Raw genomic sequence first — 21,740 nt, forward strand, 5'->3', positions numbered from 1 at the left:
TGGAGGCCTACTCGTTCGTCACCGAGATCACTTCCTCGAGTGTCGTGACGCCTGCGCGCACCTTGACCAGACCCGACTGGCGCAGGTCCCGCACGCTTTCGCGCTGGGCCTGCGTCGCGATGTCCATCGAAGTGCCTTCGTTCAGGATGATCTTCTGAATTTCGTCGGTGATCGGCATCACCTGGTAGATGCCGACCCGGCCCTTGTAGCCATTGGTGCACGCCGAGCAGCCGACGGCGCGGAACGGCTTCCAGGTGCCGTCGAGATCATGGTCGGCAAAGCCGGCCTTGAGCATCGCCTCGCGCGGGTAGTCGGCGGGTGTCTTGCAGGTCTCGCACAGCTTGCGCGCCAGCCGCTGCGCGGTGATCAGCAGCACGCTGGAGGCGATATTGAACGGCGCGACGCCCATGTTCAGCAGGCGGGTCAGCGTGGTCGGCGCGTCGTTAGTGTGCAGCGTCGACATCACCATGTGGCCCGTCTGGGCGGCCTTGATCGCGATGTCGGCTGTTTCGAGGTCGCGGATCTCGCCGACCATGATGATGTCCGGATCCTGGCGCAGGAACGACTTCAGCGCGGCCGAGAAAGTGAGCCCTGCCTTGTCGTTGACGTTGACCTGGTTCACGCCGGGCAGATTGATTTCCGCCGGGTCCTCGACGGTCGAGATGTTGACGCCCGGCTGATTCAGGATATTGAGGCACGTGTACAACGACACGGTCTTGCCGCTGCCCGTCGGGCCGGTCACCAGCACCATGCCGTACGGGCGCTGGATGATCTTGAGCAGCCGGTCCTTCTCGATCTTCTCGTAGCCGAGCGCCTCGATGCCGACCTTCGCGCTGCTCGGATCGAGGATTCGGATCACGATCTTCTCGCCGAACAGCGTCGGCAAAGTGCTGACGCGGAAGTCGATCGCCTTGGCGCCGAACTTCAGCTTCATCCGACCATCCTGAGGGACGCGCTTCTCGGCGATGTCGAGTCTCGAGATGACCTTGATTCGCGACGACAGCTTGTCCTTGATCGCGATCGGCGGCTGCGTGATCTCGCGCAGCTCGCCGTCGATCCGGAAGCGCACGCGATAGTGGTATTCGTAGGGTTCGAAGTGCAGGTCCGAGGCGCGCATGTTGATCGCGTCGATCAGCATCTTCTGCAGGAAGCGCACCACCGGGGCGTCTTCGACGTCCGAGGAGGCCTCGTTCGATTCCTGCGGCGTGGTGACGTCGTCGGTGACATCGAATTCGAAATCGCCCGAGGACAGCGATTCGAGCGTCTCGTTCGCACTGGCACTGCTCAAGTCGAGCATCTTCGCGAGCTTGTCGTGCTCGACGATCACCCATTCAGGCGAGAGCTGGGTGGCGAACTTGATGCGCTCGACGGCTTCCTGGTCGGTGGGGTCGGCGCCACCGATGAACAACCGGCTGCCACGCTTGCCGAGCACGACAACTTGGTACTGGGCAGCGAGCTTGCCGTCGATCACATTGCGCGGCAGCCGCTGCGGGTCGATCGCGGACAGGTCGAGCAGCGGCAGCGCCAAGGCGGCAGACAAGGTATGCGCCAGGTCGGCCGGCGAGACCGCGCCCGCCGCAATCACCGACGCCACGAAACTGTTGCGCTTGTCCTTCGAACTCTTGACCAGGTCCTCGGCGACCTTGGCATTCAGCTTTCCGGCGTGCACGAGCACGCGTGCCACGCCGGATAGCGCGGATTGCGGAGCTTCTGCCAAGGTGTCCACGGTTCGCTGGTTCACTCCAAGATTCTCAAACGAACGATCTTCCCCGATCGATCAACGACTGTAAACGCGCTGTCGGAAAGCCAAAGCCAACAATTTGGCGCACTTATCCCGCCAATTGAAACAGTTTGAAGCCGCAAAACGCGTTCCACAGCCGTGTGCTATGCGCGGAAAGAAGCCCAACAAATCAACAGATTAGCACGCGTAGTGCAACGGGAACATTCAAGAATGCCCGATCGGAATGAGCGCGCCCAAGCGCACGACGCGCGCGCGGCGTCGCCACAACGGAAAGGCTTCTGAGGGGAAAATTGGTCGGGGTGAGAGGATTCGAACCTCCGGCCTCTACGTCCCGAACGTAGCGCTCTACCAGGCTAAGCTACACCCCGATTCAATGGCTGTGCTTGTCGCGAAGCCAACGCCGAACGACTCAGGACGAGCGCTCGACGGATCGAAAACACAATTCTAGCAGAGCTTCGCGGTACGTCGAGGGCGGCAGCACCTGCAGCGCCTGCGCGGCCTTGTCGGCTTCGGCACGGGCCGCTTCGCGCGTTGCCGCCAGCGCCCCCGTGTTGCGCACGATCTCGACGATGTCGGGCAGCCGGGCGACCTCGCCATGTTCGATCGCATGGCGGATCAGGTTGCGCTCGTCGGCGCTGCCCCGCTCCATGGCGAGCAGAAGGGGCAAGGTGGGCTTGCCTTCACGCAGGTCATCGCCGACGTTCTTGCCGAGTTGCTCCGTGGCGCCTTCGTAGTCGAGGAGGTCGTCGACCAGCTGGAACGCGGTGCCGAGCGAGCGCCCGTAAGCGGCGCAGGACTCCTCCACGGCGCGATCCGCATCGGCCAACACGGCACCGATGCGCGCGCTGGCCTCGAACAGCTTCGCGGTCTTGTAACGGATGACTCGCAGGTAGTCGTCGACCGACAGGTCGGGATCGTGCATGTTCATCAACTGCAGCACTTCGCCTTCGGCGATCACGTTCGTCGCGTCGGCCAATACCTCGAGCACGCGCATCTTGTTCACCGACACCATCATCTGGAAGGCGCGCGAATAGACGAAATCGCCGACCAGCACACTCGCAGCGTTGCCGAACAACGCATTCGCCGTCTGGCGGCCGCGGCGCAGCGCCGATTCGTCGACCACGTCGTCGTGCAGCAGCGTGGCGGTGTGGATGAACTCCACGGTAGCAGCCAGTTCGAACCGCTCGCGCCCGCCGAAGCCCAGGGCGTTCGCAAACAGAAGCACCAGAAGCGGTCGTATCCGCTTGCCGCCGGCGCTGATGATGTAGTGCGCGATCTGGTTGATCATCACCACGTCCGAAGCCAGGCGTTCGCGGATGACGCCGTCCACCTCGCGCATGTCGGCAGCCATCAAGACGGCGGCGGAAACGGCGGGAGCGTCGACTGGCGCGGGTGTGGAGGTGGGCGTTGAAGGCACGAGGGGCTCGACGGATAACGTTCGATTATAGAAAGTGTGTCACGCGCAACGGGTCGATGGCCCCGAAAAGTAGCGGCGTGCTAGAATCACAGGCTCTGCGCGTTTTGCAGGGGCTGCTGCATTCGGTAAGCCATTCGGCCACCGGGCTCGGCGGCATACACAGAAAGGGCTGATATGTACGCGGTCATAAAAACCGGTGGCAAGCAATACAAGGTTGCAGCCGGCGAAAAGATCAAAATAGAACAGATTGCTGCGGATGTTGGCCAAGAGATCACGATCGACCAGGTGTTGGCCATTGGTGCCGGCGCCGATCTGACGGTCGGGACTCCCTTGGTAACGGGCGCAAGCGTGGTGGCCACCGTCGTGGCTCATGGCCGGCATGACAAGGTGCGCATCTTCAAGATGCGCCGTCGCAAGCACTACCAGAAGCGGCAAGGTCATCGCCAGAACTACACCGAGATTCAAATCGGTGCGGTGAACGCTTAACAAGGAGCTGATTCATGGCACAGAAAAAGGGCGGCGGTTCCACACGGAACGGCCGCGACTCCCAACCCAAGATGCTCGGCGTGAAGGTGTTCGGCGGCCAGCAGGTTCCGGCCGGCTCGATCATCGTGCGCCAGCGCGGCACCAAGTTCCATGCCGGCAGCAATGTCGGTATCGGCAAGGACCACACGCTGTTCGCGCTGGTCGATGGCGAAGTGAGCTACGCCGTCAAGGGCCCGCGCAACCGCCAGACGGTCTTCGTCAAGGCACTCTGAGCTGCGACCGCGCGAGCGGTGCGGCCACGCGACGAAGCCCCGGCACCCCCGGGGCTTCGTTCTTTCGACCGTGCCGTAACATGCGCGCTGACCCGGACACGCACCCATGAAATTCGTTGACGAAGCCACCATCGACGTCGTTGCCGGCGACGGCGGCAACGGTTGCATGAGCTTTCGGCGCGAGAAGTTCCTGCCCTTCGGCGGCCCGAACGGCGGTGACGGCGGGCGCGGCGGCAGCGTCTACGCCGTCGGCGATCGCAACCTGAACACGCTGATCGATTTTCGCTACGCCCGGCGCCACGAGGCCCGTCGCGGCGAGAACGGACGCGGCTCCGACCAGTACGGCGCCGCCGCCGAAGACATCGTGCTGCGCATGCCGATGGGCACCGTGATCACCGACGCCGAGACCGATCAGGTCATCGCCGAGCTGCTGGTGCCGGACGAGAAGGTGCTGATCGTCAAGGGCGGCGACGGCGGGTTCGGCAATCTGCACTTCAAGACCAGCACCAACCGCGCGCCGCGTCAGAAGACGCCCGGCTGGCCCGGCGAGCAAAGGAAGCTCAAGCTCGAACTCAAGGTGCTCGCCGATGTCGGGCTGCTGGGCATGCCCAACGCGGGCAAGTCGTCGCTGATCACGGCGATCTCGAATGCGCGGCCGAAGATCGCCGACTACCCGTTCACGACGCTGCACCCCAACCTCGGCGTCGTGCGCGTCGCGCCGGAGCAGAGCTTCGTGGTCGCGGACATCCCCGGCCTGATCGAAGGCGCGTCCGAAGGCGCCGGGCTCGGTCACCTGTTTCTGCGCCACCTGCAGCGCACGCACCTGCTGCTGCACCTGGTCGACTTCGCACCGTTCGACGACGCGGTCGATCCGGTCGCGCAGGCCAAGGCGATCGTCGCCGAGCTGAAGAAGTACGACCAGGCGCTCTTCGAGAAGCCCCGCTGGCTGGTGCTGAACAAGCTCGACATGGTGCCGATCGAGGAACGCGAGAAGCGCGTGAAGGACTTCGTCAAGCGTTTCAAGTGGAAGGGCCCGGTGTTCCAGATATCGGCACTGACGCGCGAAGGCTGCGACACCCTGATCCGTGCGATCTACGACCACGTGGCGACGTTGAAGAACGTCGTGCCGGACGATCCGGACCCGCGCTTCGACGAGGCGCCCACCGGTTCGGCGTCATGACTTCGGCGCTGCGCAACGCGCGCCGCATAGTCGTCAAGGTCGGCTCGAGCCTGGTGACGAACGAGGGCCGCGGTGTCGATGCCGAAGCCGTCGGCAACTGGTGCCGGCAGATGGCGGTGTTGGCCGGGCAGGGGCGCGAGGTCGTGATGGTGTCGAGCGGCGCGATCGCCGAGGGCATGAAGCGCCTGGGCTGGTCGGTGCGGCCCAAGGAAGTGCACGAACTGCAGGCTGCGGCCGCGGTCGGCCAGATGGGCCTCGCACAAATCTACGAATCGAAGCTGCGCGAGTACGGCATGGGCAGCGCCCAGGTGCTGCTGACGCACGCGGACCTCGCCGATCGGGAGCGCTACCTGAACGCGCGCTCGACGCTGCTGACGCTGCTGAACCACCGCGTCATCCCGGTCATCAACGAGAACGACACCGTCGTGGTCGACGAGATCAAGTTCGGCGACAACGACACGCTCGGGGCGCTGGTCGCCAACCTCGTCGACGCCGATGCATTGGTGATCCTGACCGATCAGCGCGGCCTCTATTCAGCCGATCCGCGCAAGGATCCGAACGCGCGCTTCATCGACGAAGCGCGTGCCGGAACGCCGGAACTCGAGCACATGGCGGGCGGCTCGGGTTCCAGCATCGGCCGGGGCGGCATGCTCACCAAGATCCTCGCGGCCAAGCGGGCTGCCAGCAGCGGCGCCAGTACCGTGATCGCGTACGGCCGCGAGAGCGACGTGCTGGTGCGGCTGGTCGACGGCGAGGCCATCGGCACCGCGCTGATCGCGCCGACGCAAAAGCTCGCTGCGCGCAAGCAGTGGATGGTCGACCACCTGCAGCTGCGGGGCGCGGTGCTCGTCGATGCGGGTGCCGCGCACAAGGTGCGCGATGAGGGCAAGAGCCTGTTGCCGATCGGCGTGACCGAAGTGCAGGGCGAATTCCATCGCGGCGACGTGATCGCGGTGCGCGGCCCGGACGGTGTCGAACTCGCGCGTGGGCTCGCCAACTACGGCAGCAGCGAAGCGCGACTGATCGCGCGCCGGCCGTCGAGCGAATTCGAGAAGCTGCTCGGCTACACCGCCGAGCCCGAACTCATCCACCGCGACAACCTGGTCCTGGCGTAGCGGACCCGGCGGATCACTCGGGCAGCTTGCTGACCGTCGATGGCGTGGCGATCGGCTCGTTCGCCGTTGGCGCCTGCACCAGCTGCGGCATCGGCGACTCGTCGCGATGGTGTGGCCGCATGCCCGAGCGCAGATAGCGGTTGTGGTGCGTGCCACGCGGCAGGAAGCGCGCGAGTTCGGTCAACGCCATCTGGTAGACATCGCGCTTGAACTCGATCACCAGATCGAGCGGCACCCAGTACTCGTTCCAGCGCCACGCGTCGAACTCCGGGTGGTCGGTGGCGCGCAGGTTCATGTCGCTGTCACGACCCACCAGCTGGAGCAGGAACCAGATCTGCTTTTGCCCGCGGTAGTGGCCCCGGGCGTCGCGGCGGATGAAGTGATCCGGCACCTCGTAGCGCAGCCAGTCGCGCGTGCGCGCGACGATCCGCACATGCTCGGGAACGAGGCCCACTTCTTCGTGGAGCTCGCGGTACATCGCCTGCTCGGGCGTCTCGCCGTACTTGATGCCCCCTTGCGGGAACTGCCAGGAATGGGTTCGGATGCGCTTGCCCCAGAACACCTGGTTTCTTTGGTTCAGCAGGACGATGCCGACGTTGGGTCTGAACCCTTCACGGTCGAGCATAATCAACCCCAATTCATTCGTTGAATTCATTATTACACCGGCGTGACGGGATTCAACCCCTGCGGTTTCCCGCAGCAGCCGCGCCTCGCTGCGTGGCCCGACGCGCACCGCGCCGGCTCCAGTCGCGCTCGCATCAACCCGTTCAACACGACCAATCGGCCCGCCGCATGAAAGCATCCCGTTTCTTCATCTCGACGCTGAAAGAAGCGCCCGCCGACGCTGAAGTGGCGAGCCATCGATTGATGATGCGCGCGGGCTTCATCAAGCGGCTCGGCGCCGGCATCTACAACTACATGCCGATGGGCCTGCGTGTCATCCGCAAGGTCGAGGCGATCATTCGCGAGGAGATGGACCGGGCCGGCGGCGTCGAGTTGCTGATGCCTGTCGTGCAGCCTGCCGAGCTGTGGCAGGAGAGCGGCCGGTTCCAGAAGTACGGCGCCGAACTGTTGCGCCTGAAGGACCGCCACGACCGCGACTTCGTGATCCAGCCGACCAGCGAAGAGGTCATCACCGACATCGCGCGCCAGGAGCTGCGAAGCTACCGCGCGCTGCCGAAGAATTTCTATCACATCCAGACCAAGTTCCGGGACGAGCGCCGGCCGCGGTTCGGCGTGATGCGCGGGCGCGAGTTCACGATGAAGGATGCGTACTCGTTCGATCGCGACGTCGAGTCGGCCAGCCGCAGCTACGACCAGATGTTCGCGGCCTACACGCGCATCTTCGAACGCATGGGCCTCACGTTCCGCGCGGTCGCGGCGGACAACGGCTCGATCGGCGGTGTGCGCTCGCACGAGTTCCAGGTCATCGCCGAGACTGGTGAAGACGCGATCATCTATTGCCCCACCTCCGACTACGCCGCCAACATCGAACTCGCCGAGGCCGTCGCGCCGGCCGCCCCACGCGGCGCCGCGTCGGCCCCGCTGACCAAGACGCCCACGCCCGGAAAGGCCACCTGCGAAGACGTGGCCGAACTGCTCGGCGTTGCGCTGCAGTCGACCGTGAAATCGCTCGTGCTCGCGACCGACAAGACCAGCGACGCCGGCGACGTGCTCGAGACCACCGTCTGGCTGCTGCTGGTGCGCGGCGACCACGCGCTGAACGAGATCAAGGCCAGCAAGGTGCCGGGGCTCGACAAGGGCTTCCGCTTTGCGACCGCTGCCGAGATCGACGCGCACTTCGGCTGCAAGCCCGGCTACCTCGGGCCGATCGGCATCGCGCAGCCGGTCCGCATCGTCGCTGACCGCACCGTCGCGCAGATGAGCGATTTCATCTGCGGCGCGAACCTCGCCGACTTCCACTACACCGGCGTCAACTGGGGCCGCGACCTGCCCGAGCCTGACATGGTGGCCGACATCCGCAACGTCGTCGTCGGCGATCCGTCGCCCGACGGCCGGGGCGTGCTCGCCATCCAGCGCGGCATCGAGGTCGGCCACGTGTTCCTGCTGGGCTCGTTCTACAGCGAGAAGATGAATGCGACCTACCTCGACGAAGCCGGCAAGCCGCAGCTGATGCAGATGGGCTGCTACGGCATCGGCGTCACGCGCATCCTGGGCGCCGCGATCGAGCAGAACCACGACGAGCGCGGCATCGTCTGGCCGGCGGCGATCGCGCCGTTCACGGTCGTCGTGTGTCCGATCGGCTACGACCGCTCGGCCGAGGTGAAGGCCGCGGCCGATCGCCTGCACGACGAACTCGAAGCCGCCGGCATCGACGTGATGCTCGACGACCGTGGCGAGCGTCCCGGGGCGATGTTCGCCGACTGGGAACTGATCGGCGTGCCACACCGCGTGGTGCTCTCCGACCGCGGATTGAAGGACGGCAAGGCCGAGTACCAGGGCCGGCGCGACGCGCAGGCCACCGCCATCGCCATCGCCGATCTGCTGCCTTCCTTGAAGGCCAAGCTCACGGCATGAGCGAGCCCCTCTCCCGGCTCGGGAGAGCGCGGCGCAGCCTCGCCGCCGCCGCGATCGGGAGTCCGCTGGCCGCGTTGTGGCCGACGCGCGCGTTCGCCGGTGCGCAGGTCGAAGAACCGCTCGCGAACGCGGTGCGCTCGGCGCTCGCCGCGGCCGTTGCCGACGCCGCGCCGCCCAGGCCGCAGTTCGACACGATGGATGCGCGCCTGGCCTACCTGCGCTGGCTCGGCGAGATGAGCAACCGCTTGAAGCGGCGCGAGTCGGAGCACCTGCGCCGTGTCGAGTTTCTGCAGACAGCGTGGTACGAGAGCACCCGCGCCGGTCTGGAGCCGGCGTTGCTTCTCGGGCTGATCCAGGTGGAAAGCGGCTTCCGCCGCTATGCCATCAGCAGCGCCGGCGCGCGGGGCTATACGCAAGTCATGCCGTTCTGGGCCAAGCTGATCGGAGACGGCGACCCGGCGCGGCTGTTCCACATGCAGACCAACCTGCGCTTCGGCTGCGTGATCCTGCGCCACTACCTCGACCGCGAGCGCGGCGACCTGTTCATGGCGCTCGGCCGCTACAACGGCAGCCGCGGCCGGGCCGAGTACCCGGACGCCGTGTTCGCGTCCCAGCGCCAGTGGCTTTACAAGCCGGCCGTGGCGTGATGGGCTAGAGACCGGACCAGACCCTCGGCACTGCGCCGGTGATGCCGAGCAGCGCCAGCACCCGCTCGACGGTGTCGTCGACCATCTCGTCGATGCTCTGCGGCCGGTGATAGAAGGCCGGCAGCGGCGGGAAAATCACGCCGCCCATCTCCGTCACCGCCGTCATGTTGCGCAGGTGCGCCAGGTTGAACGGCGTCTCGCGCACCATCAGCACCAGGCGGCGACGCTCCTTCAGCACCACGTCGGCGGCGCGGGTCAGCAGGTTGTCCGAGAGGCCGTGGGCCACGGCCGCGAGCGTGCGCATCGAGCACGGCGCAATCACCATCGCGTCGGTCGCGAACGAGCCGCTGGCGATCGCGGCACCGATGTCGGCCGGGTTGTAGGAGTGATCGGCGAGCGCTTCGAGCGCCCGACGATCCAGGCCGAGTTCGTGGTGCGCGTTCAGCACGCCGGCCGGGCTGACGACCAGGTGCGTTTCCGCCCCGCAGACCTTCAGGCGCAGCAACAGGCGCTGCGCGTAGACCGCGCCGGTCGCGCCGGTGATGCCGACGACGACGCGCGCGCGCGGCGCCGGGTTCAAGCCGGCGACAGCAGCGGTTGCAGTTCGCCGGCCTGGTACATCTCCATCATGATGTCCGAGCCGCCGACGAATTCACCGTTGACGTAGAGCTGCGGGATGGTCGGCCACTGCGCGTAGTCCTTGATGCCCTGGCGGATGCCCTCGTCCTCGAGCACGTTGACGGTCTTCAGCTCGGTCGCGCCGACGCCGCAGGCCTTCAGCACCTGCACGGCCCGGCCGGAAAAGCCGCATTGCGGGAACTGCGCGGTGCCCTTCATGAAAAGCACCACGCGGTTGCCTTTGACGATGTCGTCGATGCGTTGTTGGACGTCACTCATGATGATCGGGCTCGCAAGCAGGAAGAAGAGGGGGACAGACAGGCGAGGTTATACGGCAAACCGCCCTCCGGCGGCCGTGGCGGCGCGCATGCCCCCGCCGCGCCGACGGGGTTCAGAACGCGTACGAGACGCCGAGTTGCAACAGCGGCGTCATCCGCATCTCGCGCACCGCGTCGTCCAGGCTCTGGCCGCCGGTCAGGCCCCGGCCGAGTCGCGCGCCGCTGCCGCTGCCCTGGGCCACCAGCCCCAGGTCGGCGTTGAAGCTCCAGCCGTTGCGCACCGACAGATTCGTGTAGCCGACACCGAGGTAGGGCGCCGTCGTCGTCTCCGCGGCCGGATCGCCCGCAAGCGGCGCCGGCGCAAGGCCGATCGAACGGCTGCCGATGCTGAAGGCGTTGCCGCTGGCGAACCCGCCTTGTGCGCTGCCGAGAAGCGAGCGCGGGCCGACGATCAGCCCGCTGGTGGCGCGGAAGCCGCCGAGCTGGCGGGCGCCGACGAGCGAGCGGCTGAAGTAGTAGTCGCCCATCAGGCTGGCGCTGCCGAGCTTGGCGTTGGGGCTGTCGGCGCCAAGGCGCCAGGGAGTGGCGGGCGTCCCCAGGGACAGGCGGCCTTGCCATCGCGACCATGAGAGCGAGTCGACGCCGGCGTACGGCGCGGGGTCGGCCGCGAGCGCGGCGGTCGAGACCAGAGCGAACGCCCCGGCGAACATCCACACGAACTGGCGCATTGCGGGCTCCTTTCGACGACAGGAACGGCCACCGGCCTCAGCGGCAGCTTCATCGTACGCCGATGCCCGGCGCTCGGGTAGCGATCGCCCGAAAAAGCGACGGGTCAACCCGTGCGTTCTGTCGCGGCGAGCTTTCGGCCGCCGGTGCAGCGCGGTTGCCCGGCCAGGTCGCACCGGGTTTCGATGCCATCGAAGCCGTGTTCGCGCAGCAGCGCCTGGACCGCGTCCGCCTGGTCATAGCCGTGCTCGAGCAGCAGCCAGCCGCCGGCGCGCAGGTGCACCGCGGCGCCGGCGACGATGATCCGCAATGCGTCCAGCCCGTCGCCGCCGGGCGTCAGCGCGAGCGCCGGCTCGTGGCGCAGCGCGGGCAGGTGCGGGTCGCCGCCGGCGATGTAGGGCGGGTTGCTCAGCACAAGATCGAAGCGCTCGCCGTCGAGCGCGTCCCACCAGGCGCCGCTGCAGGTGGCGAGCGGCAGGCCCAGCGCGTCGGCATTGGCGCGCGCGACCGCGAGCGCGTCCTCGGACACGTCGGTCGCGAGCACGTCCGCCTGCGGCCACGCCGCCTTGACCGCGAGCGCGACGGCCCCGCTGCCCGTGCCGAGGTCGACGACGCGCGGATGCGACGTCGCCGCGTCGGTCAGGCGATCGAGCGCCCAGTCGACCAGCAGCTCCGTCTCCGGCCGCGGCACCAGCACGCGCTTGTCGACCTGCAACGTCAGCCCGTGGAATTCCTTGCGGCCGATCAGGTACGCGACCGGCTCGCCGGCCGCCCTGCGGGCCAGCAGTCCGCGCCACGTGAGCGCCTGTGCGGCGTCGATTGCGGCGTCGTCATGCGCGTACAACCAGGCGCGCGGCCGCGCGAGCACATGCGCCAGCAGCAATTGCGCATCCAGCCGCTCGACGCCGGCAATCCTCGCCTCGTGCAGCGCGCTGGCGACCGTCGTCATGCGTCGCCGCTTTCGAGCGCCGCCAGCTGCTCGGCGGCCTGTGCGGCCTGCAGCGCCGCAGTCACATCGTCCAGGTCGCCATCGAGGATCAGCTGCAGCTTGTACAGCGTCAGGTTGATCCGATGGTCGGTGAAACGCCCCTGCGGGAAGTTGTAGGTGCGGATGCGGTCGCTGCGGTCGCCGCTGCCGATCAGGCCCTTGCGGGTCGCGGCCTCCTTCGCGGCGCGCTCGTTGCGGTCCTTGTCGCGCAGCCGCGCCGTCAGCACCGCCATCGCCTTGGCCTTGTTGCGGTGCTGCGAGCGGTCGTCCTGGCATTCGGCGACGATGCCGGTCGGCAGGTGGGTGATGCGGATCGCGCTGTCGGTCTTGTTGACGTGCTGGCCGCCGGCACCACTGGCCCTGAACGTGTCGATGCGCAGCTCGGCCGGGTTCAGCGTGACCTCCTCCGCCTCGTCAGGCTCGGGCAGCACGGCGACGGTGCAGGCGCTGGTGTGGATGCGGCCCTGCGTCTCGGTGACCGGCACGCGCTGCACGCGGTGGCCTCCGGACTCGAACTTCAGCCGCGCATACACGTCGTCGCCCTCGACCCGGATCACCACTTCCTTGTAGCCGCCGAGGTCGCTGACGCTCTCGCTCATCAACTCCGATTTCCAGCCGCGGCGCTCGCAGTGGCGCAGGTACATGCGCGCCAGGTCGCCGGCGAACAGCGCCGATTCGTCCCCGCCGGTGCCCGCGCGGATCTCGACGAAGGCGTTGCGCGCGTCGTCCGGGTCGCGCGGCAGCAGTGCGGTCTGCAACTCCAGGTCGAGCCGCTCGACATCGGCGCGCGCCTCGGCGATCTCCTGCTGCGCGAGCTCGGCCATGTCGGGATCGTCGAGCATCTGCTGCGCGTCGCCCAGGTCACGCTCGCGCTGCTCGTATCGGCGGTAGCGCGCCACCAGGCCCGCGACCTCGGCATGCTCGCGCGACAGCGCGCGGTAGCGCTTCATGTCGCTCGCGACGCTCGGGTCGGCGAGGGTGGCGTCGAGTTCGGCCAGCCGCAGCGCGAGGCGCTCGAACTGGTGGCGGAGGGAATCTTTCATGCGGGCGTCGACTGGGAAATCAGCGGAGTCGCAGCGCGCCCGGAGAGGGCGCGCGGCAGCGGCGGCGCGAGCGCCGCTAACGCTGATCGTCGACGGGCGGACGCGCGCTTTGCCGCAGGAACAGCCGCGATACCGTCTGCGCCAACTGCGCGCGCTGGTCGCCATCGGCGGCAGCGTTCAACTCGGCCATCGTGCCGTGCAGCATCTTCTGCGTCAGGCCGCGCGACAGTGCTTCGAGCACGGCCTCGACGTTGTCGCCCTTCGCGAGCATCTTGCGGGCGCGCGCGATCTCGGTCGCACGCCAGTCGTCGGCCTGGGTCTGCAGGGCCTGGATCAACGGGACCGAGCCGCGCTGGTCCAGCCAGTGCACGAAGCTCTGGACGCCGGTCTCGATGATCGCCTCGGCCTGCTCGACGGCGGCCTGGCGCTTCTCGCCGGCGGACTGGACCAGCGTCGACAGGTCGTCGACGGTGTAGAGGTAGACGTCCGACAGCCGCGCCACCTCGGGCTCGATGTCGCGCGGCACCGCCAGGTCGACCATGAAGATCGGCCGGTGCTTGCGCTGCTTGAGCGCGCGCTCGACGGCACCCAGGCCGATGATCGGCAGCGTGCTCGCGGTGCACGAGATCACGATGTCGAACTCGGCCAGGCGGGACGGCAGGTCGGCCAGCCGCATGGCCTCGGCGCCGAAGCGGCCGGCCAGCTTCTCGCCGCGTTCGAGCGTGCGGTTCGCGACGGCCATCGCGCGCGGGTGCCGCGCCGCGAAGTGCGTCGCGACCAGGTCGATCATCTCGCCGGCGCCGACGAACAGCACTTTGTTCTCGCGCAGGTCCTCGAACAGCTGAGCGGCGAGGCGGACCGCCGCGGCGGCCATGCTGATCGAATGCGAACCGATCTCGGTGGAGCTGCGCACCTCCTTCGCGACGGCGAAGGAGCGCTGGAACATCTGGTGCAGCGAGCCGCCGAGCGTGCCGGCGGTCTCGGCCTCGCGCACCGCCTGCTTCAGCTGGCCGAGGATCTGCGGCTCGCCCAGCACCATCGAATCGAGGCCGCTGGCCACGCGGAACGCGTGCCGCGCCGCGGCGCCGCCTTCGAGCACGTAGGCGTGCTCGCGCAAGGTCTGCGGCGAGACGCCGCCGACGCCGGCCAGCCAGTCGACCGCCGGCGTCACCAGCCCGCGATTGGCGCCGACATAGAGCTCGGTGCGGTTGCACGTCGAGACGATTGCGACCTCGCTGGCGCGCTGCAGCCGCTCGCGGAAGCCGCGCAGGGTGGGCGCCAGCTGCTCGGCCGAAAACGCGAACCGGCCGCGCAGATCGACAGGCGCGGTGGTGTGGTTCAGGCCGAGGGCGAAGACGCTCATGTCCGAATTATAAAATCCGCGCCCGGCGCGCGTGTTTGCGCGCCGTCAAGCCACCGGAAAGGCACCGCTTGGGCCCGATCGACGCCGTCTGGCACCTGTTGAACTTCTTCGCGCCCGCCGTCGGCGTCGGGCTGACCGCGGCCGGGCTCGCCAAATTGCTGTGGCGGCGCGAGCTCAAGGCGGCCAGCTGGCAGCGCCTGGCGTTGTGGGCCTCGGGCGGCTGCGCGCTGGTGCTCGTCGCCGGGCTGGTGGTGTTCGGCCATGACGGCAAGATGGCGACCTACGCCGCGATGGTCGCCGCTTGCGGGCTGATGCTGTGGCTGGTCGGCTTCGGCCCGCTGCGGCGCTGAAGCTCGACCGCGTGCCGTTCAGGCCGGCAGCGCCTGCGCCTGGCGCTGCAGCACCTCGCCCCGCAGCGAGTGCGAATTGGCTTCGGTGATCGTCACGTCGACCATCTGGCCGATCAGCCGCGGGGGGCCCTTGAAGTTCACCATGCGGTTGCATTCGGTGCGGCCGGCGAGCTCGTTCGGGTCCTTGCGCGACGGGCCCTCGACCAGCAGCCGCTGCACCGTGCCCAGCCGCGATTGGCTGATCGCGAAGGCGCTGGCGGTGATCGCCTTCTGCAGCACATGCAGCCGCTTCATCTTCTCGACCTGCGGCGTCTCGTCGGCCAGGTTGGCCGCCGGCGTGCCGGGGCGCGGGCTGAACACGAAGCTGAAGCTGTCGTCGAAGCCGATGTCGTCGATCAACTTCATCATCGCCGAGAAGTCCGCCTCGGTTTCGCCGGGAAAGCCGATGATGAAATCGCTCGACATCGAGATGCCGGGCCGCACCGCGCGCAGCTTGCGCACCGTGCTCTTGTATTCCATGGCGGTGTAGCCGCGCTTCATCGCCATCAGGATGCGGTCGCTGCCGTGCTGCACCGGCAGGTGCAGGTGGTTCACCAGCTGCGGCACCCGGGCGTAGACGTCGATCAGCCGCTGCGTGAACTCGTTCGGGTGGCTGGTGGTGTAACGGATGCGCTCGATGCCGGGGATCTCGGCCACGTACTCGATCAGCAGTGCGAAGTCGGCGATCTCGGCCGTCGTGCCCATCGCACCGCGGTAGGCGTTGACGTTCTGGCCGAGCAGCGTCACTTCCTTGACGCCCTGGGCGGCCAGGCCGGCCACTTCGGCGAGCACGTCGTCGAACGGGCGCGATACCTCCTCGCCGCGCGTGTACGGCACGACGCAGTAGCTGCAGTACTTGGAGCAGCCCTCCATGATCGAGACGTACGCGGTCGCGCCATCGACCCGCGCCGGCGGCAGGTGGTCGAACTTCTCGATTTCGGGGAAGCTGATGTCGACCTGCGGGCGCATCTGCTTGGCGCGCTGGTTCAGCATCTCGGGCAGGCGGTGCAGCGTCTGCGGGCCGAACACCACGTCGACATACGGCGCACGCGCGATGATCGCCTCGCCTTCCTGGCTCGCCACGCAGCCCCCGACGCCGATCAGCACGCCCTTGGCTTTCAGGTGCTTGACGCGCCCCAGGTCGCTGAACACCTTCTCCTGCGCCTTCTCGCGCACCGAGCAGGTATTGAACAGGATCAGGTCGGCCTCGTCGACATCGCTGGTCGGTTCGTAGCCCTGCGCGGCGTGCAGCACGTCGGCCATCTTGTCCGAGTCGTACTCGTTCATCTGGCAGCCGAACGTTTTGATGAAGACCTTCTTCACGGCTTGGTCCAGGTCATCGTCGTCGGGTCGAAGGTCCAGGTGTTGGCCTGTTCGAGCGTCGCCGGCCAGGGGCGGATCGCCGCCTCGTCGGGCCGCAGGATCCAGACGTCACGCACCTGGCCACCGCCGATGTCGAGCGTGTAGTGCACCAGGCGCTTCGTGCCGACCAGCCCGGCCGGCAGCACGATCATGTTCTGCTCGTCGCGCACGCGCGAGCCGGGCGAGAGCGTGGTCGCGCGGCCGTTCAGCGCGATCGTGCCGTCCTCGGCGAAGGCGATGGTGCCGCGCAAGGTGTTCTGCGGGAAGGAACGAGTCTGCGCGGCGGCCGGCGCGACGATGCCGGCGGCGACGGCGACCGCGAGGGCACAGCGGTACATGGTGTTCATCCAGTGGCTGTCGGAGTGGCGAAGCTGCGCATTTTACCGGTCGCCCTGCCGCGCGTACCATGCAGGCCCGCCACGCACTGCACACCCGGAGTTCCCATGTTCGGCATCGCTGACTACCCGTCGTTCGTCATCGCCGTGATCGTGTTCCTGATGATCCCTGGCCCGGGCAACCTGGCGCTGATCACGTCGACCGGCAAGGGCGGCCTGCGCGGCGGCTTCGCTTCGATCTTCGGGCTGATCACCGGCGACCAGGTGCTGATGTGGATGGCCGTGGCCGGTGTGGCCGCGCTGCTCACCGCGTGGCCGCCGGCCTTCAACGCGGTGCAGTGGCTGGGCGCGGCGTACCTGGCCTGGCTGGGCCTGCGCATGCTGCTGGCCAAGGCCGGCGACAAGCCGGTGCTGAACATCAAGCCGCACCATTTCTTCAAGCAGTCCTTCGTGATCACGCTGCTGAACCCGAAGGCGATCGTGTTCTACATGGCGTTCTTCCCGCTGTTCGTCGACCCGGCGCGCCACCAGGGCCTGCTGACCTTCGGCGTGATGGCGGCGACGATCGCAGCGCTGACCTTCCTCTACGGCCTGATCGTCGTGCTGCTGACGCACCGGCTCGCCGAGCGGCTGCGCGCCAGCCCGGCGATCTCGAATGCACTGCAGAAGGTCGCGGGCGTGTTCCTGATCGGTTTCGGCGTCAAGCTGGCGCTGTCCCGCTGATCGGACCTTCAGCCCACGGCGCTGAGCACCGTGCCGCTGACCTCGCCGAGGCCGATCCGCGCGGCGCCTGCCCGGGCGCAATAGCCGCGCAGCGTCACGGTGTCGCCGTCCTGCAGGAAGGTGCGCGTCTCGCCGTTCGGCAGCGTGATGTGTTGCTTGCCGCCCATCGACAGCTCGAGCAGCGAGCCGCCCTGGTCGGCCGCGGGACCGGAGAGGGTGCCCGAGCCGAGCAGGTCGCCCGATTGCAGGTTGCAGCCGTTCACAGTGTGGTGGGCCAGCAGCTGCGCGAAGGTCCAGTAGGCGGCTTCGCGGACGGACGATTGCGACAGACGCACGGCGGCCACGCCGGCCTCCTTCATCGCGGCGGTCTGCAGCCACGCTTCCAGCGTCATGTCGAGGGCGCCGTGTTCGCGGTTGAACGGTGAGTCGAGGTAGGGCAGCGGCTGCGGATCGCCGGCGGGCCGCGTGAACGCCGCACGGTACGGCGCCAGCGCCTCCATCGTCACGATCCACGGCGAGATCGTGGTCGCGAAGTTCTTCGCCAGGAACGGGCCGAGCGGCTGGTACTCCCAGGCCTGCAAGTCGCGCGCCGACCAGTCGTTCAGCAGGCAGACGCCGAACAGGTGATCCTCGGCATCGGCGATCGCCACCGGCTCGCCGAGCGCATTGCCGGGTCCGACGAAGATGCCCAGTTCGAGCTCGTAGTCGATGCGCTGGCTCGGGCCGAATGCCGGCGTGGCGGCCTCGCCCTTGGTCTGGCCCAGTGGCCGCGGGAACTGCTGGCCGCTGACCCCGATCGACGACGCGCGGCCGTGGTAGCCGATCGGGACCCACTGGTAATTGGGAAGCAGCGGGTTGTCGGGGCGGAACAGCTTGCCGACCGCGGTCGCGTGATGGATGCCGGTGTAGAAATCGGTGTAGTCGCCGATCGTGCAGGGCAGCGTCATCTGCGCCTCGGTCAGCGGCAGCAGGGCGCGGTCGAGCGCCTCCCGATGCGGGCTGCCGGCGGCGAGCGCGGCGGACAGCTCGGCCCGCAGCGCACTGCGCGCCGCCGCGTTGCGTGCCATCACGATGGGCAGGTCGCCGAGTGCGAGCGACGCCATCATCACCTGCACCTCCGGGCTCCACGTGACCGCGTCGGCGGCGAGCCTCAGGTCGAGCAGGTGGTCGCCGATCGCGACGCCGATGCGCCACGGCTCGGTCGTGTTGATGCGCCGGAAGCGCCCGAAGGGCAGGTTCTGGATCGGGAAGTCGCAGCCCGCCCCGTTGGCGGAGGCGACCCAGCTCTGCAGCGCGGGATCGTGGGTGGCGTTGAGTAGATTCATGGCGTGAACTGATCCTTCAATCCGGCCCAGCAGTCGGCGTAGTTGGCTTCGAGTTGCGGGCTCGTGAGCGCGAACTCGGTCGGAATGAACTTGTACCGGCTCTCGAACATGAACGCCAGCGTGTGGTCAAGCTTGTGCGGCGCCAGCGGCGCGTTGCTGGCGCGCTCGAAGGCCTCTTCGTCCGGGCCGTGCGGCACCATGCAGTTGTGCAGGCTCGCGCCGCCGGGCTTGAAGCCCTCGGGCTTGGCGTCGTACTGGCCGTAGACCAGGCCCATGAATTCGCTCATCAGGTTGCGGTGGTACCAGGGCGGGCGGAAGGTGTCCTCCATCACGAGCCAGCGCGGCGGGAAGATCACGAAATCGCAGTTGGCGGTGCCGGGCGTATCGCTCGGCGAGGTCAGCACCGTGAAGATCGACGGGTCGGGATGGTCGAAGCTGATCGAGCCGATCGTCATGAAGTTCGCGGTGTCGTACTTCACCGGCGCCAGATTGCCATGCCAGGCGACGACGTTGAACGGCGTCTGCTTCATCGGCGCGCGCCACAGCCGGGCGCCGAATTTCTTGATCACTTCGTAGTCGCCGGCGGCGGTCTCGAACGCCGCGACGGGTGCCTGGAAGTCGCGCGCGTTCGCCAGCCCGTTCGAGCCGATCGGGCCGAGCTCGGGCAGCCGGAAGTGTGCGCCATGGTTCTCGCAGACGTAACCACGCGACGGGCCATCGGGCAGCGCGACCTTGAACGCGACGCCGCGCGGCAGCAGCGCGATCTCGCCCGGCTTCACGTCGAGCACGCCCATCTCGGTCGTGATGACGAGGCGTCCCTGCTGCGGCACGACCAGCATCTCGCCGTCGGCATTGACGAACGCGCGCCGGTCCATCGAGCGCGTTGCCAGGTAGACGTGAACGGACAGCCCGGTCTGCGCCTCGACATCGCCGTTGCCGGCGAGCGTGCGCATGCCGTCGATGAAGTCGGCATCGACCGTCTCGATCGGCAGCGGCGCCCAGCGCATCGGCTCCGGCGCGAGCGCGGTCCGCGGATCGCCGCCGCTGCGCCAGAACGCGTGCTCGATGGGTTCGTAGCGGCCGGCGACGACCGACGGCTGGCGCCGGTACATCCAGGTGCGCCGGTTCTCGTGCCGCGGCGCCGTGAACGCGGTGCCCGACAGCAGTTCCGGGTACAGCGCGAACGGCGCGCGCTGCGGGCTGTTGCGACCCTGCGGCAGCGCGCCGGGCACCGCCTCGGTCGCGTGCTCGTTGCCGAAGCCGGTCAGGTACCGCAGGGTCGATTCGCTCATGGGTTCAGGTCCTCGAAGGGGCGGCGCTGTCGCGCGCGGCGCGCAGGGCCTCGCGCAGCACGTCGACATCGCCGACATGGTTGGCGAGCAGGAGCACGAGGCGCGCGTTCAGCGCGTGGCTGTCGGCCGGCGACAGGTCGCGGTGCGCGTCGATCAGCGCCTCGTAGAAGTCGTCCGGTGCGCTCAGGTGCGGGGCGGTGATCAGGGGCATCGGAGACGCTTTCAGTGGATCGCGAGGGCCCGCTGCAACGCGGTGCGCAGCGCCTCGGGCGAGGGCTGGCGCCAGCGTGCGCAGACATGCTGATCGGGCCGCAGCAGGTAGACGGTGCCGGGCAGCATGTCGTAGCGCTCGGCGACGAAGCCGTCGTGGTCGACCAGGCTGTGCGCCACCTCGGCGTGGGCCGCCGCCTCGCACGGGCGGATGTGCACGACGCGCAGCGGCGCGAGGCCTTCGGCGGCCTGCGCAAGCGCCGTGGCCAGGCGGCCGGCCAACGCGTCGCCGTAGACCAGCGCGGTGAAGCCGTCGCCGAGTTCGCGCAGCAGCCAGCTCGCGCGGTCTTCGGCGCAGATGACCGGCGCGTCGACCGCGGACGCGCCCGGCCGCATGCGGCCTTCGAAATGCGCGGAGTCGGGCGTGTTCAGCGGCGACCGGTCGAGCGTGGCCGGCACCGAGAGCCGGCCGCTGTTGACCAGCGTGCGCGCGAACGGATGCTCGCGTGACAGGTCGAGCACTGCGTCGCGGAACAGGCGGCTGATCTCGCTCTTCGGCGTGATGAAGTCGGTGGCGCGGGTCGAGTTCAGGATGTTCTCGTCGGCGGCATCCTCGCGTTCGCGGGCGTAGCTGTCGAGCAGTGCGTCGCCGGCCCGGCCATCGAGCACCAGCGCGAGCTTCCACGCGAGGTTGTCCGCGTCCTGCACGCCCGAGTTCGCGCCCCGCGCGCCGAACGGCGAGACGCCGTGCGCGGCGTCGCCGGCGAACAGCACGCGGCCGACGCGAAAGTGCGCCATGCGCGTGCAGGCGAACGTGTAGACGCTGGCCCATTCGAGTTCGAACTGAACGTCGTCGCCCAGCAGGGCCTTGACCCGCGGGATGATGCTCTCGGGTCGCTTCTCGACCTCCGGGTCGGCGTCCCAGCCGAGCTGGAAGTCGATGCGCCAGACGCCGTCGGGCTGCATGTGCAGCAACACGCTCTGCTTCGGATGGAAAACCGGGTCAAACCAGAACCAGCGCTCGGCCGGGCGGTCCAGTTTCATCTTCACGTCGGCGATCAGGAAGCGGTCGCGAAACACGCGGCCGGTGCTCTGCTGGCCGGTCAGTTCGCGCAGCGTCGATCGACTGCCGTCGCAGGCGACGACGTGGTCGGCGCGCAGGCGGTACGGACCGTCCGGCGTCTCGATCGTCAGCAGCGCGTGGTCGGCGTGCTGCTCGATCCCGGCGACCTTGTGCTTCCAGCGCAGGTCGATCAGCGGCAGTTCGGCCGCGCGCTGCGCGAGGTAGCCCTCGACGTAGTACTGCTGCAGGTTGATGAACGCCGGCCGCTCGTGCCCCGGCTCGGCGAGCAGGTCGAACTGGTAGACCTGCGCGTCGCGGAAGAACACCTTGCCGACGTTCCACGACACGCCCTTGTCGACCATGCGCTGACCGCAACCGAGCCGGTCGAAGATCTCCAGCGTGCGCTTGGCGAAGCAGATCGCGCGCGATCCGGTCGACAGCGTGTTGTCGTTGTCGAGCAGCACGACGGGCACGCCGCGCTGCGCCAGGTCGATCGCGAGCGTCAGGCCGACCGGCCCGGCGCCGACGACGACGACCGGATGGCGCGGCGGCTCGGCCGCATGCTGGTCGGCGTGGCGCGTCGGTTCGAAGCGCAGCGACTGGAAATCGACCTCCGCCACGGACTGCAT

General features: G+C 68.1%; 23 protein-coding genes and 1 tRNA gene. 8 read left to right on the plus strand and 16 right to left on the minus strand.

Translation table 11 applies throughout. The annotated features are described in order from the left end of the window. Window positions 1-7: 7 nt before the first annotated feature. From pilB to ispB, 3 genes are all read right to left on the minus strand, one after another. Window positions 8-1,726: a type IV-A pilus assembly ATPase PilB gene (gene pilB / locus ACWH49_RS14985; RefSeq protein ID WP_056463022.1), complete on the minus strand. Its 1,719-nt coding sequence runs from the start codon at window positions 1,724-1,726 to the stop codon at window positions 8-10. A 306-nt stretch (window positions 1,727-2,032) separates the two neighbouring features. Continuing rightward, window positions 2,033-2,109 (minus strand) — tRNA-Pro (locus tag ACWH49_RS14990). A 41-nt stretch (window positions 2,110-2,150) separates the two neighbouring features. Then, window positions 2,151-3,092 carry an octaprenyl diphosphate synthase gene (ispB, locus tag ACWH49_RS14995; RefSeq protein WP_448172174.1) on the minus strand — a complete coding sequence of 314 codons (942 nt, stop codon included), beginning with the start codon at window positions 3,090-3,092 and terminating at the stop codon, window positions 2,151-2,153. 240 nt (window positions 3,093-3,332) lie between these two features. Between ispB and rplU the strand changes: the two genes are divergently transcribed. From rplU to proB, 4 genes are all read left to right on the plus strand, one after another. Continuing rightward, window positions 3,333-3,644, plus strand: a complete 312-nt coding sequence (gene rplU / locus ACWH49_RS15000; protein WP_056461288.1) for a 50S ribosomal protein L21 — start codon at window positions 3,333-3,335, stop codon at window positions 3,642-3,644. Between the two features lie 14 nt (window positions 3,645-3,658). Beyond that, window positions 3,659-3,916 (plus strand): 50S ribosomal protein L27, encoded by a 258-nt coding sequence (rpmA, locus tag ACWH49_RS15005; protein WP_056461291.1) that lies wholly within the window; start codon window positions 3,659-3,661, stop codon window positions 3,914-3,916. Between the two features lie 106 nt (window positions 3,917-4,022). After that, on the plus strand, window positions 4,023-5,096 hold the full coding sequence (gene cgtA / locus ACWH49_RS15010) for an Obg family GTPase CgtA (protein WP_448172175.1): 1,074 nt from the start codon (window positions 4,023-4,025) through the stop codon (window positions 5,094-5,096). Next, entirely contained in the window at window positions 5,093-6,211 is a 1,119-nt protein-coding gene (proB, locus tag ACWH49_RS15015; protein ID WP_448172176.1) for a glutamate 5-kinase, read from the plus strand. The genes cgtA and proB overlap by 4 nt, the downstream gene beginning before the upstream one ends. 13 nt (window positions 6,212-6,224) lie before the next feature. Here proB and ACWH49_RS15020 read toward each other — a convergent pair whose 3' ends face one another. Then, window positions 6,225-6,836, minus strand: a complete 612-nt coding sequence (locus ACWH49_RS15020; protein ID WP_448174355.1) for an RNA pyrophosphohydrolase — start codon at window positions 6,834-6,836, stop codon at window positions 6,225-6,227. Window positions 6,837-7,003: 167 nt separating this feature from the next. Between ACWH49_RS15020 and ACWH49_RS15025 the strand changes: the two genes are divergently transcribed. Together ACWH49_RS15025 and ACWH49_RS15030 are read left to right on the plus strand one after the other, a co-directional pair. Further along, window positions 7,004-8,749, plus strand: coding sequence for a proline--tRNA ligase (locus ACWH49_RS15025; RefSeq protein WP_448172177.1), 1,746 nt, complete (start codon window positions 7,004-7,006; stop codon window positions 8,747-8,749). Continuing rightward, window positions 8,746-9,396, plus strand: a complete 651-nt coding sequence (locus ACWH49_RS15030) for a lytic transglycosylase domain-containing protein (protein ID WP_056461307.1) — start codon at window positions 8,746-8,748, stop codon at window positions 9,394-9,396. The genes ACWH49_RS15025 and ACWH49_RS15030 overlap by 4 nt, the downstream gene beginning before the upstream one ends. 4 nt (window positions 9,397-9,400) lie before the next feature. Here ACWH49_RS15030 and ACWH49_RS15035 read toward each other — a convergent pair whose 3' ends face one another. The 6 genes from ACWH49_RS15035 to hemA all read right to left on the minus strand — a co-directional run bounded on the left by ACWH49_RS15035 (window position 9,401) and on the right by hemA (window position 14,412). Further along, a complete protein-coding gene (locus ACWH49_RS15035) occupies window positions 9,401-9,976 on the minus strand; it encodes a UbiX family flavin prenyltransferase (protein ID WP_448172178.1) in 576 nt (191 codons plus the stop codon). Beyond that, window positions 9,973-10,293, minus strand: coding sequence for a Grx4 family monothiol glutaredoxin (gene grxD / locus ACWH49_RS15040; protein ID WP_448172179.1), 321 nt, complete (start codon window positions 10,291-10,293; stop codon window positions 9,973-9,975). The genes ACWH49_RS15035 and grxD overlap by 4 nt, the downstream gene beginning before the upstream one ends. 112 nt (window positions 10,294-10,405) lie before the next feature. After that, entirely contained in the window at window positions 10,406-11,020 is a 615-nt protein-coding gene (locus ACWH49_RS15045) for a hypothetical protein (protein WP_448172180.1), read from the minus strand. A gap of 104 nt (window positions 11,021-11,124) precedes the next feature. Then, window positions 11,125-11,967 (minus strand): peptide chain release factor N(5)-glutamine methyltransferase, encoded by an 843-nt coding sequence (prmC, locus tag ACWH49_RS15050; RefSeq protein WP_448172181.1) that lies wholly within the window; start codon window positions 11,965-11,967, stop codon window positions 11,125-11,127. Then, window positions 11,964-13,049 carry a peptide chain release factor 1 gene (gene prfA / locus ACWH49_RS15055; RefSeq protein ID WP_448172182.1) on the minus strand — a complete coding sequence of 362 codons (1,086 nt, stop codon included), beginning with the start codon at window positions 13,047-13,049 and terminating at the stop codon, window positions 11,964-11,966. Before prfA ends, prmC begins: the two co-directional genes overlap by 4 nt. 76 nt (window positions 13,050-13,125) lie before the next feature. Continuing rightward, the gene (gene hemA / locus ACWH49_RS15060; protein WP_448172183.1) at window positions 13,126-14,412 is read right to left on the minus strand and encodes a glutamyl-tRNA reductase; all 1,287 of its coding nucleotides are present in this window, start codon (window positions 14,410-14,412) and stop codon (window positions 13,126-13,128) included. Between the two features lie 68 nt (window positions 14,413-14,480). Between hemA and ACWH49_RS15065 the strand changes: the two genes are divergently transcribed. Then, window positions 14,481-14,762, plus strand: coding sequence for a hypothetical protein (locus tag ACWH49_RS15065; RefSeq protein ID WP_448172184.1), 282 nt, complete (start codon window positions 14,481-14,483; stop codon window positions 14,760-14,762). 18 nt (window positions 14,763-14,780) lie between these two features. Here the strand turns inward: ACWH49_RS15065 and miaB are convergent, their stop codons facing one another. Continuing rightward, on the minus strand, window positions 14,781-16,088 hold the full coding sequence (gene miaB, locus ACWH49_RS15070) for a tRNA (N6-isopentenyl adenosine(37)-C2)-methylthiotransferase MiaB (protein ID WP_448174356.1): 1,308 nt from the start codon (window positions 16,086-16,088) through the stop codon (window positions 14,781-14,783). 32 nt (window positions 16,089-16,120) lie between these two features. Beyond that, the gene (locus tag ACWH49_RS15075; RefSeq protein WP_448172185.1) at window positions 16,121-16,510 is read right to left on the minus strand and encodes a hypothetical protein; all 390 of its coding nucleotides are present in this window, start codon (window positions 16,508-16,510) and stop codon (window positions 16,121-16,123) included. A 96-nt stretch (window positions 16,511-16,606) separates the two neighbouring features. Between ACWH49_RS15075 and ACWH49_RS15080 the strand changes: the two genes are divergently transcribed. Continuing rightward, window positions 16,607-17,221 (plus strand): LysE family transporter, encoded by a 615-nt coding sequence (locus tag ACWH49_RS15080; protein ID WP_448172186.1) that lies wholly within the window; start codon window positions 16,607-16,609, stop codon window positions 17,219-17,221. Window positions 17,222-17,229: 8 nt separating this feature from the next. Here ACWH49_RS15080 and fahA read toward each other — a convergent pair whose 3' ends face one another. Genes fahA through ACWH49_RS15100 form a run of 4 tightly spaced genes read right to left on the minus strand, consistent with a single transcriptional unit; the run spans window position 17,230 to window position 21,740 of the window. Next, window positions 17,230-18,546: a fumarylacetoacetase gene (gene fahA / locus ACWH49_RS15085; protein ID WP_448172187.1), complete on the minus strand. Its 1,317-nt coding sequence runs from the start codon at window positions 18,544-18,546 to the stop codon at window positions 17,230-17,232. Further along, window positions 18,543-19,838 (minus strand): homogentisate 1,2-dioxygenase, encoded by a 1,296-nt coding sequence (hmgA, locus tag ACWH49_RS15090; protein ID WP_448172188.1) that lies wholly within the window; start codon window positions 19,836-19,838, stop codon window positions 18,543-18,545. Before hmgA ends, fahA begins: the two co-directional genes overlap by 4 nt. Window positions 19,839-19,842: 4 nt before the next feature. Next, window positions 19,843-20,049 (minus strand): DUF2783 domain-containing protein, encoded by a 207-nt coding sequence (locus ACWH49_RS15095; protein WP_448172189.1) that lies wholly within the window; start codon window positions 20,047-20,049, stop codon window positions 19,843-19,845. Window positions 20,050-20,060: 11 nt separating this feature from the next. Next, window positions 20,061-21,740: an FAD-dependent oxidoreductase gene (locus ACWH49_RS15100; protein ID WP_448172190.1), complete on the minus strand. Its 1,680-nt coding sequence runs from the start codon at window positions 21,738-21,740 to the stop codon at window positions 20,061-20,063.

This window comes from Rhizobacter fulvus (assembly GCF_964020785.1).